Source organism: Pseudomonas sp. rhizo25 (assembly GCF_031931935.1).
GTDB classification, from domain to species: Bacteria; Pseudomonadota; Gammaproteobacteria; order Pseudomonadales; family Pseudomonadaceae; genus Aquipseudomonas; species Aquipseudomonas synxantha.
In genome coordinates this window covers 234,931-253,391 of record NZ_JAUJXA010000002.1, presented here as the reverse complement: position 1 = coordinate 253,391, position 18,461 = coordinate 234,931, and the positions used below count along the sequence as shown (strand labels likewise).

Sequence of the window (18,461 nt, the reverse complement as noted above, 5' to 3'; positions counted from 1 at the left end):
CGCTCAAGCGACCAGGAGCAGCAACGTGGCGAAGCAAAGTTCTCAGAAATTCATCGCGCGCAACCGTGCGCCTCGAGTGCAGATCGAGTACGACGTCGAGCTTTACGGCGCCGAGAAAAAGGTTCAGCTGCCCTTCGTGATGGGTGTGATGGCCGACCTCGCCGGCAAGCCCGCCGAGCCGCTGGCAGCCGTGGCCGATCGCAAGTTCCTTGAAGTGGACGTCGATAACTTCGACTCGCGCCTCAAGGCCATGCAGCCACGCGTGGCGTTCCACGTACCCAACGAGTTGACCGGCGAAGGCAACCTGAGCCTGGACATCACCTTCGAAAGCATGGACGACTTCAGCCCGGCCGCCGTGGCGCGCAAGGTCGATTCCCTGAACCAGCTGCTCGAAGCCCGCACCCAGTTGGCCAACCTGCTGACCTACATGGACGGCAAAACCGGCGCTGAAGAAATCATCATGAAGGCGATCAAGGACCCGGCACTGCTTCAGGCACTTGCCAGCGCGCCCAAGCCTGCAGGGGAGCAGTAAGCATGACTGACAATACAGTACGCGAAGGCGCATCCAGCCTGGGCGCCACCGAAGAAACCAGCGAGTTCGCCTCGCTGTTGATGCAAGAGTTCAAGCCCAAGACCGAGCGTGCCCGCGAAGCCGTGGAAACCGCGGTGCGCACCCTGGCCGAACAGGCCCTGGCGCAAACCGACCTGGTGTCCAACGACGCGATCAAGTCGATCGAATCGATCATCGCCGCCATCGACGCCAAGCTCACCGCCCAGGTCAACCAGATCATCCACCACCAGGATTTCCAGCAGCTGGAAAGCGCCTGGCGTGGCCTGCACTACCTGGTCAACAACACCGAGAGCGATGAGCAGCTGAAGATTCGCGTGCTCAACATCTCCAAGCCGGACCTGCACAAGACCTTGAAGAAATTCAAGGGCACCGCGTGGGACCAGAGCCCGATCTTCAAGAAGATGTACGAAGAAGAATACGGCCAGTTCGGCGGCGAACCTTATGGTTGCCTGGTAGGCGATTACTACTTCGACCAGTCGCCACCCGATGTGGAACTGCTGGGCGAACTGTCGAAAGTCTGCGCCGCCATGCACTCGCCTTTCATCGCTGCCGCGTCGCCAACCGTGATGGGCATGGGCTCCTGGCAGGAGCTGTCGAACCCGCGTGACCTGACCAAGATCTTCACCACCCCGGAATACGCCGGCTGGCGCTCGCTGCGTGAATCGGAAGACTCGCGCTACATCGGCCTGACCATGCCACGCTTCCTGGCGCGCCTGCCGTATGGCGCCAAGACCGATCCGGTGGAAGCCTTTGCCTTCGAAGAAAACACCGACGGCGCCGACAGCTCCAAGTACACCTGGGCCAACGCCGCGTACGCGATGGCGGTGAACATCAACCGTTCGTTCAAGCACTACGGCTGGTGCTCGCGCATCCGTGGCATCGAGTCCGGCGGTGAAGTGGAAAACCTGCCGGCCCACACCTTCCCGACCGATGACGGCGGCGTGGACATGAAGTGCCCGACCGAAATCGCCATCAGCGACCGCCGTGAAGCGGAACTGGCGAAGAACGGTTTCATGCCGCTGCTGCACAAGAAAAACACCGACTTCGCCGCGTTCATCGGTGCGCAGTCGTTGCAGAAACCGGCCGAATACGACGACCCGGACGCCACCGCCAACGCCAACCTGGCCGCACGCCTGCCGTACCTGTTCGCCACCTGCCGTTTCGCCCACTACCTGAAGTGCATCGTGCGCGACAAGATCGGTTCCTTCAAAGAGAAGGACGAGATGCAGCGCTGGTTGCAGGACTGGATCCTCAACTACGTCGACGGCGACCCGGCACACTCCACCGAAACCACCAAGGCCCAGCACCCGTTGGCGGCTGCCGAAGTGATCGTGGAAGAAGTCGAAGGCAACCCGGGGTACTACAACTCCAAGTTCTACCTGCGCCCGCACTACCAGCTGGAAGGGCTGACAGTGTCGTTGCGTTTGGTATCGAAGCTGCCTTCGGCGAAAAGCGCGTAAAAAATCGGGACTGGCTCGCTCCTACAGGGGTCGGTGGCGTTAATACATTCGGTGGCAGAGTCCACACAGGGAGAAAACATGGCTGTTGATATTTTCATCAAGATCGGCGACATCAAGGGCGAGTCCATGGACAAGGCCCACAAGGACGAAATCGACGTATTGAACTGGAGCTGGGGCATGGCCCAGTCCGGCAACATGCACGTCGGCGGTGGCGGCGGTGCGGGCAAGGTGAATATCCAGGACCTGTCGCTGACCAAGTACGTCGACAAGGCTTCGCCCAACCTGATGATGCATTGCGCCAGCGGCAAGCACATCGACAAGGTCAAGCTGACCGTGCGCAAGGCCGGTGGCGAAAGCCAGGTCGAGTACATGGTGATCAACCTGGAAGAAGTGCTGGTCACGTCCCTGAGCACCGGCGGCTCGGGCACCGATGATCGCCTGACCGAGAACGTCACCCTGAACTTCGCCCAGGTGATGGTCGACTACCAGCCACAGAAAGCCGACGGCACCAAAGACGGCGGCGCGATCAAGTTTGGCTGGAACATCCGTTCCAACACCAAACGCTGATAGCCCCTGTGGCCGTGGCCCCGCGCCACGGCCACAGATACCTTGTCCCTCTCGCAACCCGTCCGTGGAGCTGCTTTGGTGGTAACTGAAATCGCTTCCCGCGACCGTCTGCAACCGTCCCTGCTGGACCGGTTGACCGACGACGACCCGACCAATCCCAAGGAAAGCGCCGATAAACGCGTGCTGTCCCTGACCCAATTGAAGGCCTCGGTGCTGCGTGACCTGGCGTGGCTGCTCAACACCACGTCGTTGCTCGATGCCGATGCCACGCTGCACACCCCAGCCGGTACCTCGGTGGTCAATTACGGCCTGCCGGCGCTGGCGGGCAACAGCGTTTCCAGCGTTGACATCAAGGCCCTGGAAGCCCTGATCTACCAGGCCATCGCCACCTTCGAGCCGCGTATCCTGCGCCACACCCTGCGGGTCAAAGCCCGGGTCGGTCATGGCGAAATGAACCATAACGCCCTGAGTTTCGAGATCGAAGGCGACCTGTGGGCACAGCCAGTGCCCTTGCGTCTGTTGCTGCAAACCGACCTGGACCTGGAGTCGGGCCATGTACGCGTGGTCAACGCCGACCAGCGGAGGCGCCCATGAACCCGCGCCTGCTGGAGCTGTACAACCAGGAACTGCACCACGTGCGCGAAAGCGCCGCCGAGTTCGCCAAGGAATACCCGAAGATCGCCAGTCGGCTGACCCTGTCCGGCATGGACTGCGCCGACCCCTACGTCGAACGCTTACTCGAAGGTTTCGCCTACCTGACGGCCCGGGTGCAGCTCAAGCTCGACGCCGAGTACCCGACCTTTACCCACAACCTGCTGGAAATCGCCTACCCGCATTACCTGGCGCCGACGCCGTCGATGACCGTGGTGCAGCTGCAGACCGACCCGGATGAAGGCTCCCTGGCCAGCGGTTTCCCGCTGCCCCGCGACACCGTATTACGTGCTGCCCTGGGCCGCGAAACCCAGACCTGCTGCGAGTACCGCACCGCCCACCCGGTGACGTTGTGGCCGTTGCAGGTCAGTGCCGCCGAATACTTCGGCAACCCCGCCGCCGTGCTCGGGCGCCTGGCCGCCGGCGAGCCGAAAGCCAAGGCGGGTTTGCGCCTGACCTTGCGCACTGGCGCCGAATTGCCTTTCAGCAGTCTCGATCTGGACAATCTGCCGCTGTACCTCAGCGGCGCCGATGAGCAACCGTTCCGCCTCTACGAACAGCTGCTGGGCAACGCCTGCGCGGTGTTTGCACGCAAGCCTGGTGGCGATTGGGTCGAGCGCCTGCCCCAGGGCGCGTTGCGCTCGCGGGGTTTCGACGATGCCGACGCAGCCATGCCGGTGGTGGCGCGGGCATTCCAGGGCTATCGCTTGTTGCAGGAATACTTCGCCCTGCCCCATCGCTTCCTGTTCGTCGAGTTCGCCGAACTGAGCCGTGCAGTCAAGCGTTGCGACGGCCAGGAGCTGGAGCTGATCGTGCTGTTTGACCGTCATGAGCCGAGCCTGGAGGGCAGCGTCGGTGCGGCACAGTTCCTGCCGTTCTGCACCCCGGCGATCAACCTGTTTCCCAAGCGCGTGGACCGCATCCACTTGTCCGACCGAGTCAACGAACACCATGTGATCGCCGACCGCACGCGGCCAATGGATTTCGAGATTCACTCGTTGAGCGGCATCACTGGCCATGGCACTGGGCCGGAGCAGCCGTTCTTGCCGTTCTACGCGGTGCGTGACCCGTCGCGCTATGGCCGTGACCTGGCTTACTACACCGTGCGCCGCGAGCCACGGGTGTTATCCAGCGACCAGCGCCGCAACGGCCCGCGCTCCACCTATGTGGGCAGCGAAACCTTCGTCAGCCTGGTGGACAGCCGCCAGGCGCCCTACGGCCATGACCTGCGCCAGTTGGGTGTCACCGCGTTGTGCACCAACCGCGACTTGCCGCTGTTCATGAGCGTGGGTAACGGCAAGACCGACTTCACCCTGGCCGACAGCGCCCCGGTGCTGTCTGTGCGCTGCGTCGCCGGGCCAAGCCGGCCGCGCGCCAGCCATGCCCATGACGCAAAGGCCTGGCGCCTGATCAGCCAGTTGTCGCTCAATTATCTGTCGTTGAGCGAACAGGGCCAGGGGGCCGGGGCTTTGCGTGAACTGCTGCGCCTGTACGGCGACAGCAACGATGCCGCCCTGCAATTGCAGATCGAGGGCCTGCGCGAAGTCAGCAGCAAGGCCGTGACCCGACGCCTGCCGATGCCTGGCCCGATTGTGTTTGGCCGTGGCTTGGAAATCACCTTGGAGTTCGATGAAAACGCGTTTCGCGGCACCGGCGTGTTCCTGCTCGGCGCGGTGCTGGAGCGCTTCCTGGCACGTTATGTGTCGATCAACAGTTTTACCGAGACGGTGATCCGTACCACCGAACGCGGCGAGATCATGCGATGGAAAGCCAAGCCCGGACGGCGTCCGACCCTGTGAGTACCCTGGATGCGATGCACCAGGAGCCCTGGGAATATGACTTCTTCCAGGCGCTGCGGCGTATCGAGTGCGAATCGCCGGACCTGCCGCGCCTGGGCCATTCCCTGCGCCTGGCGGATGACCCGTTGCGCCTGGGGCAACAAGCCGATTGCACCTTCGCCCCGGCCACGCTGGCGTCGGTCGACCCCGGTGGCGACGGCAAGCCGGCGCGGCTCGAGCAATTCTTCTTCGGCCTGGGCGGCCCCAACGGTCCGCTGCCTTTGCACATCACCGAATACGTACGCGAACGCCAGCGCAACAACGCCGACAGCACCAGCAAGCAGTTCCTGGATGTGTTCCACCACCGCTTGCTGAGCCTGTTCTACCGGGCCTGGGCCGAGGCGCGGCCAACGGTCAGCCACGACCGCCCGGATGATGACTACTGGTCTGCACGCCTCGCCGCCTTGAGTGGCCGCGGCATGCCAAGCCTGCAGAATCAGGGGCTTATCCCGGATACCGCCAAGCTGCACTACAGCGGCCACCTGTCGGCGCAGACCCGCTACCCGGACGGCTTGAAAGCCATTCTCAGCGAATACTTCGGCCTGCCGGTGGAGATCGAAGAGTACGTCGGCCAATGGCTGGAGCTGCCCGAACGTAGCCGCGTGGGCGTGAGCGCCAATAGGCTGGGCGTGGACTTTTGCCTGGGCCGCTTTGTGTGGGACCGCCAGCACAAATTCCGTATTCGCCTCGGCCCGCTGAAACTCAATGACTACATGGGCATGCTGCCCGGCCGCCAGCCGTTCAACGAGCTGGTGGCGTGGGTGGCCGAGTACCTGGGCCATGAATTGGACTGGGACTTGAACCTGGTTTTGCAACAACCCGAAGTACCGGCGCTGCACCTCAACGGCCAGTTCCGCCTGGGCTTCAACACCTGGCTCGGCCGCCCTGCGCATGACGCCAACGACCTAATCCTGGCCCGGCATTACGCCGATCACGCCACCACCTCAAGGAATCCAGAGCATGGGTGAAATCAGTCGCGCCGCACTGTTCGGCAAACTCAACAGCGTGGCCTACAAGGCCATCGAAGCCGCCACCGTGTTCTGCAAATTGCGGGGTAATCCGTATGTGGAACTGGCCCACTGGTTTCACCAGTTGCTGCAACTACAGGACTCGGACTTGCACCGCATCATCCGTCAGTTCAACGTCGAACCGGCGCGCCTGGCCCGAGACCTGACCGAAGCCCTGGACCGCCTGCCACGCGGTTCCACCTCGATCACCGACCTGTCCTCCCATGTGGAAGAAGCCGTGGAGCGCGGCTGGGTGTATGGCAGCCTGATGTTCGGTGAAAGCCAGGTGCGCACCGGCTATCTGGTGCTGGGTATTCTCAAGACGCCGAGCCTGCGCCATGCGCTGCTGGGGTTGTCGGCCGAGTTCGACAAGATCAAGGCCGAAGCCTTGAGCGAGCGCTTTGACGAATATGTCGGTGACTCGCCGGAAAACGCACTGACTGCCAGCGACGGTTTCAATGCCGGCGCCGTGCCGGGCGAAGCCAGTGGCGCGATGGCGCCAAGTGCGATGGGCAAGCAGGAAGCCCTCAAGCGCTTCACTGTCGACCTGACCGAACAGGCCCGCAGCGGCAAGCTCGACCCTATCGTCGGCCGTGACGAAGAGATCCGCCAACTGGTGGATATCCTCATGCGTCGGCGCCAGAACAACCCGATCCTCACCGGTGAAGCCGGGGTAGGCAAGACTGCCGTGGTCGAGGGTTTCGCCCTGCGCATTGTCGCCGGTGACGTACCACCGGCCCTGAAGGATGTAGAACTGCGCAGCCTCGACGTGGGCCTGCTGCAAGCCGGCGCCAGCATGAAAGGCGAGTTCGAACAGCGCCTGCGCCAAGTCATCGAAGACGTGCAGGCGTCGCCCAAGCCGATCATCCTGTTTATCGACGAAGCCCATACCCTGGTGGGTGCCGGTGGTGCTGCCGGTACAGGTGACGCCGCCAACCTGCTCAAGCCCGCCCTCGCCCGTGGCACCTTGCGTACCGTGGCCGCCACCACCTGGGCCGAGTACAAGAAGCACATCGAGAAAGACCCCGCCCTGACCCGCCGCTTCCAGGTGGTGCAGGTTGCCGAGCCGTCGGAAGACAAGGCGCTGCTGATGATGCGCGGCGTGGCCTCGACCATGGAAAAACACCACCAGGTGCAGATCCTCGATGAAGCCCTGGAAGCCTCCGTGAAGCTGTCGCACCGCTACATCCCGGCGCGCCAGTTGCCTGACAAATCCGTGAGCCTGCTGGATACCGCCTGCGCCCGCGTCGCTATCAGCCTGCACGCGGTGCCAGCGGAAGTGGACGACAGCCGTCGCCGTATCGAAGCGCTGGAGACCGAGCTGCAAATCATCGCCCGAGAGCATGCGATCGGCATTGCCATTGGTGCGCGTCAAACCAATAGCGAAGCGCTGCTGAGCGCCGAGCGTGAGCGCCTGTCCACGCTGGAAAGCCGTTGGGGTGAAGAAAAAGCCTTGGTAGATGAATTGCTGGCTACCCGTGCAACCCTGCGCGAAAAAGCCGGCGTGGTGGACAGCGGCAACGATGAATTGCGTGCGCAACTGGTCGATCTGCAACAGCGCCTCACCACCCTGCAAGGTGAAACCCCACTGATCCTGCCGACCGTGGATTACCAGGCGGTGGCCTCGGTGGTCGCCGACTGGACCGGCATCCCGGTGGGCCGCATGGCCCGCAACGAACTGGAGACCGTGCTTAACCTCGACCAGCACCTGAAAAAGCGCATCATCGGCCAGGACCACGCCCTGCAGATGATCGCCAAGCGCATCCAGACTTCCCGCGCCGGCCTCGACAACCCGAGCAAGCCGATTGGCGTGTTCATGCTGGCCGGCACCTCGGGTGTGGGCAAGACCGAAACCGCCCTGGCCCTGGCTGAAGCCATGTACGGCGGCGAGCAGAACGTGATCACCATTAACATGAGCGAATTCCAGGAAGCCCACACCGTGTCCACCCTCAAGGGCGCGCCACCGGGCTATATCGGCTACGGCGAAGGCGGCGTGCTGACCGAAGCGGTACGGCGCAAGCCCTACAGCGTGGTGCTGTTGGACGAGGTGGAAAAAGCCCACCCGGACGTGCACGAGATTTTCTTCCAGGTGTTCGACAAGGGCGTGATGGAAGACGGCGAAGGCCGGGTGATCGACTTCAAGAACACCCTGATCCTGCTGACCACCAACGCCGGGACCGAGCTGATCTCCCAGGTGTGCAAAGACCCGGCGAACATCCCCGAGCCGGAAGAGATCGCCAAGGCCCTGCGCCAGCCGCTGTTGGAGATTTTCCCGCCGGCACTGCTGGGACGTTTGGTGACCATTCCCTACTACCCGCTGAGCGACGAGATGCTCAAGGCGATCACGCGCCTGCAACTGAACCGCATCAAGAAGCGCGTGGAGAGCACCCACAAAGTCGCGTTCGACTACGACGACGCAGTGGTCGACCTGATTGTTTCGCGCTGCACCGAAACCGAAAGCGGTGGGCGCATGATCGACACCATCCTCACCAACAGCCTGCTGCCGGACATGAGCCGCGAGTTCCTCACGCGCATGCTCGAAGGCAAGGCGCTGGCGGGGGTGCGGATCAGCAGTCGGGATAATGAATTGCACTACGACTTCAGCGATTGACCTGACGGAATTCGATAAAAATTGTGGGAGGGGGCTTGCTCCCGATAGCGGTGAATCAGTCACCCAATGCATAACTGACACACTGCTATCGGGAGCAAGCCCCTTCCCACATTTGGACTCGGTTTCTTCAGTTATTTAGTCATTTACGGGTTAACCGATGCTATTCAACCAAGCCTCACGCCTGGCCAAGATCACCAGCCCCCTCGGGCCGGATGTGCTGTTGCTCAATGAAATGGGCGGCGGTGAAGAGCTCGGCCGGCTGTTCAACTACGAGCTGCAACTGACGTCCCTGGACGCCAACATCGACCTCAACCAGTTGCTCGGCAAACCCATGAGCGTGGGCCTGCAACTGGCCGACGGCGGCGAGCGGCATTTCCACGGAATCGTCGCCCGTTGCAGCCAGAACATCGACCAGGGCCAGTTCGCCAGTTACCAGGTGACCCTACGCCCATGGCTGTGGTTGCTCAGCCGCACCTCCGACTGCCGGATTTTCCAGAACCTGAGCATCCCGCAAATCATCAAGCAGGTATTCCGCGACCTGGGCTTTTCCGACTTCGAAGATGCCCTGAGCCGACCGTATCGCGAGTGGGAATACTGCGTGCAGTACCGCGAGACCAGTTTCGATTTCGTCAGCCGTCTGATGGAACAGGAAGGCATCTACTACTTCTTCCGCCATGAACAGGACCGCCATGTGCTGGTGCTGGCCGACGCTTACGGCGCCCACACCACCGTACCAGGCTACGCGTCGATCCCTTACTACCCCAAGGACGAGCAGCAGCGCGAACGCGACCATATGCACAACTGGCACCTGGCGCAGGAGGTGCAGCCCGGGTCGCTGGAGCTCAACGACTACGACTTCCAGCGCCCCAGCGCCAGCATCGACGTGCGCTCGGCCATGCCACGCCCGCACACCGCCGGCGACTACCCGCTGTACGACTACCCGGGCACCTATGTGCAAAGCGCAGACGGCGAACACTACGCCCGCACCCGCATCGAAGCGCTACAAACGCTGCATGAACAGATCGAGTTCGCCGGCAATGCGCGGGGCCTGGGCTCCGGCCATCTGTTCAGCCTCACCGGCTTCAGCCGCCAGGACCAGAACCGCGAATACCTGATCGTCGGCTGCCGCTACTACATCGTCCAGGAAAGCCTGGAAAGCGGCGGTGGCTCGGGCTCGGCGCAGTTCGAAAGCAGCCTGACCTGCATCGACGCCCAACAGAGTTTCCGCCCGCTGGCCAACACCCACCGCCCCATCGTCAAAGGCCCGCAGACCGCCCTGGTGGTCGGCCCCAAGGGCGAAGAAATCTGGACCGACCAATACGGCCGCGTAAAGGTGCACTTCTACTGGGACCGTCACGACCAGTCCAACGAGAACAGCTCGTGCTGGATTCGTGTGTCGCAATCCTGGGCCGGCAAGAACTGGGGTTCGATGCAGATTCCACGGATCGGCCAGGAAGTGATCGTCAGCTTCCTTGAAGGCGACCCCGACCGTCCGATCATCACCGGCCGCGTCTACAACGCCGAGCAGACCGTGCCCTACGATCTGCCGGAAAACGCGACCCAGAGCGGCATGAAAAGCCGCTCGAGCAAAGGCGGCACACCGGCCAACTTCAATGAAATCCGCATGGAGGACAAGAAGGGGCTGGAGCAGTTGTACATCCATGCCGAACGCAACCAGGACATCGTGGTGGAGGTGGATGAAAGCCACTCGGTGGGGCATGACCGCAATAAGAGCATTGGCCACAACGAGACGGTGACCATCGGGAGTAACCGCCTGCGGGTGGTGCGCAACAACGATACCGTGATTGTGGGTGGGGCCAAGTCGGACAGCGCCGCCACCCACTACACCATCGAAGCCGGAGAGTGTCTTCGCCTGGTGTGCGGGGACAGTGTGATCGAGCTCAAGGCAGGCGGGGACATCAACCTGACCTGTGGCTCGTTCAACCTGTTTTCCACCGGCAGCAGCAAGATCCAGACGAAGGGCAAGCTGGATATCAACCTGGGCAGCGACAAGGGCACATCGCCCGGCGCCCAAGGCGTGCAAGACACGATCAAGTCCGCCGTCGAATCAAAATTCCCCGGCAAGCCCGGCGCTGGTCAATAACGAGATTTCTTCACCATGAATTACCTGATCAACGAAGCACAGTTCACCTTGCCGGACACTGAGGTACAAGACACCTCGATCAATATCCTCAAGTTCGCCAAGCTGGGTACTACCCTGGTGGTGAGCCGCAGCCCGTTGGCGGACGGCGAGAGCCTGCAAAGCAATTTCGAAGGCCAGCTGAAAAAACTCGAACAGCAGGTCAAGGACCTTCGCTATTCCCCGGCCCAGGCGGTTAAGGTCGGGCCGGCGCAGGACATCGACGCCTTTGAAGTGCAGAACCGTTTCAACAAGGGCAGCGACAATATTTACCAATATCAGTTGGCAATGCAGATACCCGGCACACGCAACCTGGTCGCCCTGAGTTACGTCAAGACCCAGCCCCTGGGGCCTGCCGAGGCGGCGCATTGGGCAACGCTGAAAAACACGCTCACCTTTTGCGCTACGCCTTGAGTCGAGCCTGAGCAATGAGTGATGACCTCTGGGCTGCCCGAGAAGGCGACGCACTGCTGCACACCTCGGTGATGGCCGATATTCTCGGAGGTGTGCTGGAAGTGGCCGCCTATGCGGCGATCACCTACGTGGGCTGTCTTGCCGTCGCGGCGGCGGTTGCCATCACGACCGGCGCAACCATCGCCACCGGCGGCGTTGCCCTGGTGCTGGTGGTCGGTGCTGTCGTCGGTATCACCGCAGGACTCACGGGCGCCGACCTGAAAATATCCAGTTGGTGCGAGTCCGCCGCCAACTGGGTATTTCCGCCAGTGATCGACGCCTTCATCACCAGCGGCTCGGAAAACGTCTTCATCAATGGTAAAAAGGCTGCCCGCGCAGCTGGCAAGATGACCGCTGTTTCAGTTCCGCCCAGCGAACCCTCGGCCCCCAGCTTCCTGGACATGGCCGGCGAGTTTTTCTCGCAGTTGTGGCGCCCGACCGTCGCCTCCCCCGCCCCCGGCACCAAGCCTTGCCCACTGGACACCGTGGCGTGCAACAAGCACCCGCCCATGCCGCTGCAATTCATTGCCGAAGGTTCCAGCTCGGTATTCATCAATGGCCAGCCTGCTGCGCGCAGCGGTGATCGCAGTACCTGCGATGCCAAGATTGGGACGGCCGAGGGCCTGATTTCTCCGGATGTGCGCATTGGTGGCGAGACCATTGTGGTGCAGGAGATTCGGAGTGGGAAAACACCGGGGGTGGGCCTGGCGATTACTGCTTTATTGATGCTGCGCGGCAACGTGAGATGTTTCTGGAGCAAACTACCCTGCCTGTTCGGCAGTGTGCTGGTAGGGGCAGGCGTCTCCTATGGGACCAGCAAGATAACCTCTGCCCTCAAAAACGCCATGAACGGCTCGCCTAACCCGGTGCACAGCGCGACCGGTGCCAAGATTCTAGGCGATGAGGATGAACTGGATTTTGTGCTTGCGGGCCTGCTCCCAATGGATTGGCAGCGTTTCTACAGCAGTCTCGACACACGGAACGACGGACTCTTTGGTGCGGGATGGAGCGTCGCCTATGAGGTATCCGTCGAGATCGATATAGACGAAAAACTGTTTTACATCGATGAGCAGGGACGCCGCCTGGATATCGGTTACGTCCCCCTGTCAGGCGGGGCGTTCGACCCAGTCGAGGGTCTTGTGGTCAGGCGCAGCGGCGACGGCGCGGTCTTGATCGAGAGTATCGACGGCCTGTATCGGCTGTTCGAGCCCGACCCGCTGAACGGCTTTCGGATGCGCCTGCAGTTGCTGGGTGATCGCAACGAAGGGCGAATCTTTCTCGACTATGACACTCAGGGGCGGCTGTATCGCCTGCGCGATACCCACGACTTAATGCACGTCGAACTGAACTATTCGGCCCAACACCCACGGCGCGTGAGCCATATCGAACGACGTTACTTGCGCCAAGAGCATTTTGACGCGCGCAGCGACGTGCTGGTCAGCTATCGCTATGACCACAACGGCGACTTGGCCGAGGTCATGGATGCACAAGGCGTGACCCAAAGGCGCTTTGCCTACGACAGCGCGCGGCGCATGATCGAACACCAGCGTTCAAGTGGTTTGCGCTGCTTCTACCAATGGGCTGAGGTGCTTGGACCGCAAGGCCCGGAATGGCGCGTCAGTCGCCACTGGAGCGATGCAGGTGATCAATACACGTTCGACTACGATCTGGACGCTGGTATCACCCACGTCACTGACGGGCTTATGCGGGTCGGCACCCGGCATTGGAACCCGCAGTACCAGATCACTCGCTACGTCGATAACCTGGGCCATACCTGGCAATTCGATTGGAACGAAGAACGCCAATTGGTGGGTGCCATTGACCCGCAAGACGGCCAGTGGCACTTCAACTACGACGCGTCAGGCAACTTGAGTGCAGTCATCGACCCACTGGCCAGAACCAGCGGCACGCAGTGGCTGGAACACTGGGCATTGCCCCAAGTGGAAACCGACCCGGCGGGTAACAGTTGGCACTATCGCTATGATCAGCGTGGCAACTGCATCGAAGAAATCGACCCCCTCGGACACTGCACCCGCTACGTGTATGACGGTTTCGGGCAGCCAGTGCGCATCATTGATGCGACGCAGAAAACCAGGACACTACATTGGAACGAGTGGGGTCAACTGGTCGAAGAGGTAGATTGTTCGGGTTATCCAACGCGCTATCAGTACGACGCCTTCGGCAATCTGCTAATGCAGACCAATGCCGAAGGTGAATCAGTGCGTTACCGGTACGGTCTTCAGGGGCTGCTTCTGGAGTGTCAGCTACCGGACGGCCGCGTCGAACAGTTTCAACGTAGCGCCAGCGGTTCTCTGATTGTTCACGTTGACCCTGCCGGCAGCACCACACGCTATGCCTATGACGTTCGCGGCCTGGTCAAACAACGCTGGGACGCGCATAACCGTTCGGTCAAATTCGATCATGATGCCTACGGACGACTGTGCAAGCTGACCAATGAGAATGGCGAAAGCTATCGCTTTGAGTGGGACGCAGCTGACCGTATGGTGCAGCAGCAGGATTTGGATCAAACCCGGCGCTGCTACACCTACGACTCACTGGACAACGTTGTCGCCGTGGACTATCTACCGGGGGCTGAGGGCGAGCCGGTAACGCCGCTGTCGCACCAGTTCGAGCGCGATCCTGGTGGACGCCTGGTCAGTAAAACCACCGCGGACGGCACCACCGTTTATGAGCACGACCTGAACGACCAACTGGTCGGTGTCACCTTCACCGCCCCTGACGGTCGCCAACAGGTACTCGGTTTCAACTATGACGCGCTGGGGCAACTGCTTGAAGAGCAAAGCTCGGCAGGGCCTGTGCAGCATCGTTACGATGAACTGGGAAACCTGATCCAGACCGGCTTACCCGACGGTCGATGGTTGAACAGGCTCTACTATGGCAGCGGTCACCTGCATCAGTTGAATATCGATGGCAAAGTCATCAGCGACTTCGAACGTGACCGCTTGCATCGCCAAGTGCAGCGTACTCAGGGCCAAATCAAGACAAGTACCGCCTACGATCGAAGTGGCAGGGTTCGCTCACGCCAGCGCCGCAGCATCGATCAGCCTTGGCAACTGCCGCCTTTGGTCGAGACCGATTACAGCTACGACCCTAGTGATAATCTGATCGGCCGACGTCGCGTTGACCGCCAGCACGATCGCCAAGAGCACCTGGGTTACGACAGTACCGATCGGATTCTTTTAAGCCATCAGGCTGGCCGCACCGAAACCTATGCCTATGACGCCGCAGCCAATCTGCTGGACAGCCCAAATCATGGTGGTCTCGTACGGCATAATCGCCTACTTACCTATCAAGACAAACGTTATGCATACGATGCTTTAGGTCGGATGATCGAGAAGCGCAGCGCTGCTCATGGCTTGCAGTGTTTTGCCTACGATGCTGAAAGTCGGCTGGTTGAAGTGCGAAATGACAACGGCAACGTGGTCAGAATGACTTATGACCCACTCGGACGGCGCATCAAGAAAACTGAGCACGATTACAATGACCATTTGTTGAGCCAGACGGATTTCATCTGGGATGGTTTACGCCTTTTACAGGAGTACAAACACAGCCAGACCAGTCTTTATATATACGAAGGGGACGGCTATGAACCTCTGGCCCGAATCGACGGCAGCGGGTCATTGCAAAAAATCCGTTACTACCACAATGATTTGAACGGACTCCCGGAGCAACTGACCGAGGCCGATGGACAAGTTACCTGGCAGGCGTGTTATGAGGTGTGGGGCCGCACATTGGCGGAGGTTCGGGAACCCCATTACATTGAAGAGCAAAACCTACGGTTTCAAGGGCAGTACCTAGACCGGGAAACGGGACTGCATTTCAATACATTTCGGTTCTATGATCCCGATGTGGGCCGTTTTACAACGCCAGACCCTGTCGGGCTGGCAGGAGGTTTTAACCTTTATCAGTATTCTCCTAACCCTTACGGATGGATCGATCCGCTGGGATGGGCCCCGTGCGGCTCAACCACTGCTAAGCTTCAGGCACACGCCAATGCGGCTAGAAAGGCTATCTACAGTAACCCACAAAGATCGTTGACCCCGAGACAGAGAGCGGCAGTTAAACGGGCCTATGACAGAGGTGATCTCGGACAGGCACGTTCTCGCTATCGTCGGTATGTAGGGCAGCGAATTGATGCAAACTTCAAAACCAGGGTGAAAAATGACCCATCACTGGGTCACTTGGAGGTATCGAAGTCAGGACAGCGTCTTCCCGATGTGTATGAAACTAAAACTAAAACCTGGTGGGACCTTACGACGAAGGCTGATTGGAAAAGAGGCACGCATCAGCGGCGTTATGGGGACTGGGGCAATGGTTATGAAGGGATATTATGGTGAGTAACAAAATGCCATCAACGGTGTTGTCCGGCGTACAGCAGGACGGGCTCGTATTACCTAAAAAAACGCTCTTTGAAAAAGAGAGCATCATCGACTGTAAATTAAAAGATGCGAAACTCTCCGATCCGATTTTTGATCAATGCGTGTTGGAGAGCTGTATGTTTGAGAAGAGTGATTTCTCCGGCTCAAGATTTTTCAATAAAACCCTGCTGACCAATTGCTCATTCAAGACTGTCGACTTTCAGGGATCGGGCTTCAGCAACAGCCAATTCAAGGATTGCACGTTCATAAAATGCAACTTCAAAGAGGCGTCTCTGAAAGACTGCGAGTTCAGCAACTGCACATTTACCCAGTGCAAAATCATTGACAACACGTTCAGCGCCAGCAAAATAACTTCCATTAAGTTTTCGGGAAAGCTACAAGAAGTAGCTTTCATAGCCGATCAACCCAACACCCCTCTTCTTGCTGACTTTAAACTGTGCAAGCTGGATTGGGTAACATTTGAGAACTGTGATCTTTTACAGATTACCCCCCCCGCGGACACCCAGCACATTTTTTTAAAAGATGTATCTGTTCGCGCGCGCAAAGCGCTCGCCTCGATAGCGTCCGAGCCAGACAATCAAACCAATAAACTATTGATGCGCCGACTTCAAAAACTTACCACGCAACGAGGTGCCCTTTTCAATATCAAAAATCTTGAGGCGTATGAAGGGCCGGAATTTACCAAACAATTCATTGCACTACTTCAAGATTTTTAAAAAAGTCATAACCCGGGCTTAAAACGGTTCCCTTTAACACTTTTGAAGCTCATGTCAACCTGGGCTTTCGCCACCTTCTGGGCGAAACAAGCGAGAGGGAAAAATTTATTCAGACCTCTTGGCCGAGGTATCTGAACGCGGACAGATTTATCTAAAAAACCACCCCGATAAATCTGTACGCTGTTCTCAACCTCACGCCCATCTCACTTCAAGTTAACGCTTATGCTTATTATGCGTTTGACTCCATCACGGCCCGCGCTGCCTTGAGTTTTTTCAAAATGTACGTGTAGCGTCTTTCAATATTGTCCATACGAGCCTCTTCAGTCGGTGGCTCGGATGAGTCAGCAGACACATAAGGATCGTACTCGAATTTATAACGTTTGGTTAAGTCCGGCAAATGCTCTTCCATTATGTCCATCCTTTCCTCAAGGTTGTCCATACGTTCCTCTGGAGTAGCATCTGGCGCGTCGTCGACATCCTCGAAAGCACTGCCGTCTTTACCTTCGCTGAGAAAAGACATCATGACGGTGGCAAACTCAAGTGAGTTTTTAGCACCTTTTAGCCGAGCATCCATTATTTGTTCCTGCGTCGCTAAAGGATCTACAGTGCCAATCGTACCGTCCTCGTTCTGCACTGTTGCTCCAGGCATTTCAGCCTGCGCCGCCTCTTTTTTACTGAAGTAGTCAGACGTGATCTGCGCTCCTACATTAAAGAATGAGCTGACGCCGTTGTTTGTAACTGACGTTATCAAGGCATTCTTAAAAGTACCTGCCGCTGAAGAAGGTGAAGGGGGGGGTGGCGGCAGATTGATATTATCTTGCAAATTATTGATTGTATTGATGTTACTATTTGGCTTACTCGCTGTATTTCCAGATCCGACGGGCTTAATTGTTTGCGGTTTAGCGCTTGTAGGCTTAGGCTTAGGCTTAGGCTTAGGCTTAGGCTTTGTAGTTGTAACCGTCGGATTTTTACCCGATGTAGTTGTTCCCGACGTAGTTGTTCCCGACGTAGTTGTTCCCGACGTAGTTGTTCCCGACGTAGTTGTGCCCGTTTTATTTGTGCCCGTTTTATTTGTGCCCGTTTTAGTTGTGCCCGTTTTAGTTGTGCCCGTTTTAGTTGTACCCGCCTTAGTTTTGACCGGAATTTTAACTTTCCCGGCTCTTCCATCGCTTCCAGAGCTCAGTGCAGTGGCCTCCTCAGAAGTGAGGCTATCAGCAACAGCCTTATCCGCACGTCTGTTTTTAGCATTTATCTCTTCAGGCGTTGCAGCAGGGTATTTAAAGGCCTTCTCGTTAGTCACACTTGATTCAGATTCAACTTTGGAGCGGTCTGGGGTTACCTCAGCTTGCCCCGAAGCCGGGGAACCGCTTTCTTGCGTCTTTTTCTGTTCGGGTAGCAGGTAAGAAGACGGAACTAAAGCCTGATCAACTTTCATATATACACCTCTAAAAAATACGTTTAGAGAGCGCATTCCTTGCTATCTCGCGCTATATGTGTCAATCGTCAGAATTTGGTTCCAAATCAATCGAATAATTTTAAAAAAACCGATGCCGTTCGGCCTGATACAACCTCGACCGCGATTTCTCGCAACAATGCAATAAGCCTTCTACTTTTGTGCCCGCGAATTTCTCTGCCAAAAAAAATGGGCACGCCGACCCAGTCGGCGTACCCATTTTTTACCGCCCGCCTCCCTTCGAGACGGCCTCACTAGTTACGGGTTGACGCTATCTTTGAGCGACTTGCCCGGCTTGAACGCAACGGTGTTGCTGGCCTTGATCTTCACTGGCTCACCGGTTTGCGGGTTCTTGCCGGTGCGGGCGCCACGGTGGCGTTGCAGGAAGGTGCCAAAGCCAACCAGGGTAACGCTGTCCTTGCGGTGCAGGGCGCCGGTAATTTCTTCGAGAACGGCGTTGAGTACGCGGTTGGCCTGCTCTTTAGTGAGGTCTGCTTTTTCAGCGATGGCGGCTGCGAGATCTGGTTTACGCATATGAAGCCTCTTTGACGGTTTTTTGTTGTTATGTCCGTGCTGCTCTCTGTTGGAGCAGCG

13 protein-coding genes are annotated in these 18,461 nt (G+C 58.8%); 11 read left to right on the top strand and 2 right to left on the bottom strand.

The genetic code is table 11. The features are described from left to right. Positions 1-25: 25 nt before the first annotated feature. From tssB to QZR30_RS04710, 11 genes are all read left to right on the top strand, one after another. Positions 26-532, top strand: a complete 507-nt coding sequence (gene tssB / locus QZR30_RS04760) for a type VI secretion system contractile sheath small subunit (RefSeq protein WP_016969965.1) — start codon at positions 26-28, stop codon at positions 530-532. A gap of 2 nt (positions 533-534) precedes the next feature. After that, positions 535-2,031 carry a type VI secretion system contractile sheath large subunit gene (gene tssC / locus QZR30_RS04755; protein ID WP_043048103.1) on the top strand — a complete coding sequence of 499 codons (1,497 nt, stop codon included), beginning with the start codon at positions 535-537 and terminating at the stop codon, positions 2,029-2,031. 78 nt (positions 2,032-2,109) lie between these two features. Further along, a complete protein-coding gene (locus QZR30_RS04750; RefSeq protein WP_005792512.1) occupies positions 2,110-2,598 on the top strand; it encodes an Hcp family type VI secretion system effector in 489 nt (162 codons plus the stop codon). Positions 2,599-2,676: 78 nt separating this feature from the next. Further along, entirely contained in the window at positions 2,677-3,192 is a 516-nt protein-coding gene (tssE, locus tag QZR30_RS04745; protein ID WP_005792513.1) for a type VI secretion system baseplate subunit TssE, read from the top strand. Beyond that, a complete protein-coding gene (gene tssF / locus QZR30_RS04740) occupies positions 3,189-5,048 on the top strand; it encodes a type VI secretion system baseplate subunit TssF (RefSeq protein WP_046070117.1) in 1,860 nt (619 codons plus the stop codon). Before tssE ends, tssF begins: the two co-directional genes overlap by 4 nt. Continuing rightward, positions 5,012-6,055: a type VI secretion system baseplate subunit TssG gene (gene tssG / locus QZR30_RS04735; RefSeq protein WP_046070118.1), complete on the top strand. Its 1,044-nt coding sequence runs from the start codon at positions 5,012-5,014 to the stop codon at positions 6,053-6,055. The genes tssF and tssG overlap by 37 nt, the downstream gene beginning before the upstream one ends. After that, complete coding sequence (gene tssH / locus QZR30_RS04730) at positions 6,048-8,705, top strand: type VI secretion system ATPase TssH (protein ID WP_046070119.1); 2,658 nt, start codon at positions 6,048-6,050, stop codon at positions 8,703-8,705. Before tssG ends, tssH begins: the two co-directional genes overlap by 8 nt. Before the next feature lie 157 nt (positions 8,706-8,862). Continuing rightward, positions 8,863-10,809 (top strand): type VI secretion system Vgr family protein, encoded by a 1,947-nt coding sequence (locus QZR30_RS04725; RefSeq protein ID WP_046070120.1) that lies wholly within the window; start codon positions 8,863-8,865, stop codon positions 10,807-10,809. A gap of 15 nt (positions 10,810-10,824) precedes the next feature. Beyond that, complete coding sequence (locus QZR30_RS04720) at positions 10,825-11,259, top strand: DcrB-related protein (protein WP_046070121.1); 435 nt, start codon at positions 10,825-10,827, stop codon at positions 11,257-11,259. 14 nt (positions 11,260-11,273) lie between these two features. Further along, entirely contained in the window at positions 11,274-15,656 is a 4,383-nt protein-coding gene (locus QZR30_RS04715; protein WP_056847481.1) for an RHS repeat-associated core domain-containing protein, read from the top strand. Then, positions 15,653-16,414 carry a pentapeptide repeat-containing protein gene (locus QZR30_RS04710; protein ID WP_173664465.1) on the top strand — a complete coding sequence of 254 codons (762 nt, stop codon included), beginning with the start codon at positions 15,653-15,655 and terminating at the stop codon, positions 16,412-16,414. Before QZR30_RS04715 ends, QZR30_RS04710 begins: the two co-directional genes overlap by 4 nt. Positions 16,415-16,643: 229 nt before the next feature. On the opposite strand, the gene QZR30_RS04705 is transcribed toward QZR30_RS04710, so the two are convergent. Both QZR30_RS04705 and QZR30_RS04700 read right to left on the bottom strand, forming a co-directional pair. Next, complete coding sequence (locus QZR30_RS04705; protein WP_311902988.1) at positions 16,644-17,849, bottom strand: type III secretion effector protein; 1,206 nt, start codon at positions 17,847-17,849, stop codon at positions 16,644-16,646. A gap of 276 nt (positions 17,850-18,125) precedes the next feature. Continuing rightward, positions 18,126-18,401 carry an HU family DNA-binding protein gene (locus QZR30_RS04700; RefSeq protein ID WP_003195589.1) on the bottom strand — a complete coding sequence of 92 codons (276 nt, stop codon included), beginning with the start codon at positions 18,399-18,401 and terminating at the stop codon, positions 18,126-18,128. Positions 18,402-18,461 lie beyond the last annotated feature (60 nt).

Excerpts from the sequence above, each read along its gene's own strand:
- tssC (WP_043048103.1), top strand. The coding sequence starts at position 535 with ATGACTGACAATACAGTACGCGAAGGCGCATCCAGCCTGGGCGCCACC.
- QZR30_RS04750 (WP_005792512.1), top strand. The coding sequence starts at position 2,110 with ATGGCTGTTGATATTTTCATCAAGATCGGCGACATCAAGGGCGAGTCC.
- tssF (WP_046070117.1), top strand. The coding sequence starts at position 3,189 with ATGAACCCGCGCCTGCTGGAGCTGTACAACCAGGAACTGCACCACGTG.
- tssG (WP_046070118.1), top strand. The coding sequence starts at position 5,012 with ATGGAAAGCCAAGCCCGGACGGCGTCCGACCCTGTGAGTACCCTGGAT.
- tssH (WP_046070119.1), top strand. The coding sequence starts at position 6,048 with ATGGGTGAAATCAGTCGCGCCGCACTGTTCGGCAAACTCAACAGCGTG.
- QZR30_RS04725 (WP_046070120.1), top strand. The coding sequence starts at position 8,863 with ATGCTATTCAACCAAGCCTCACGCCTGGCCAAGATCACCAGCCCCCTC.
- QZR30_RS04720 (WP_046070121.1), top strand. The coding sequence starts at position 10,825 with ATGAATTACCTGATCAACGAAGCACAGTTCACCTTGCCGGACACTGAG.
- QZR30_RS04715 (WP_056847481.1), top strand. The coding sequence starts at position 11,274 with ATGAGTGATGACCTCTGGGCTGCCCGAGAAGGCGACGCACTGCTGCAC.
- QZR30_RS04705 (WP_311902988.1), bottom strand. The coding sequence starts at position 17,849 with ATGAAAGTTGATCAGGCTTTAGTTCCGTCTTCTTACCTGCTACCCGAA.
- QZR30_RS04700 (WP_003195589.1), bottom strand. The coding sequence starts at position 18,401 with ATGCGTAAACCAGATCTCGCAGCCGCCATCGCTGAAAAAGCAGACCTC.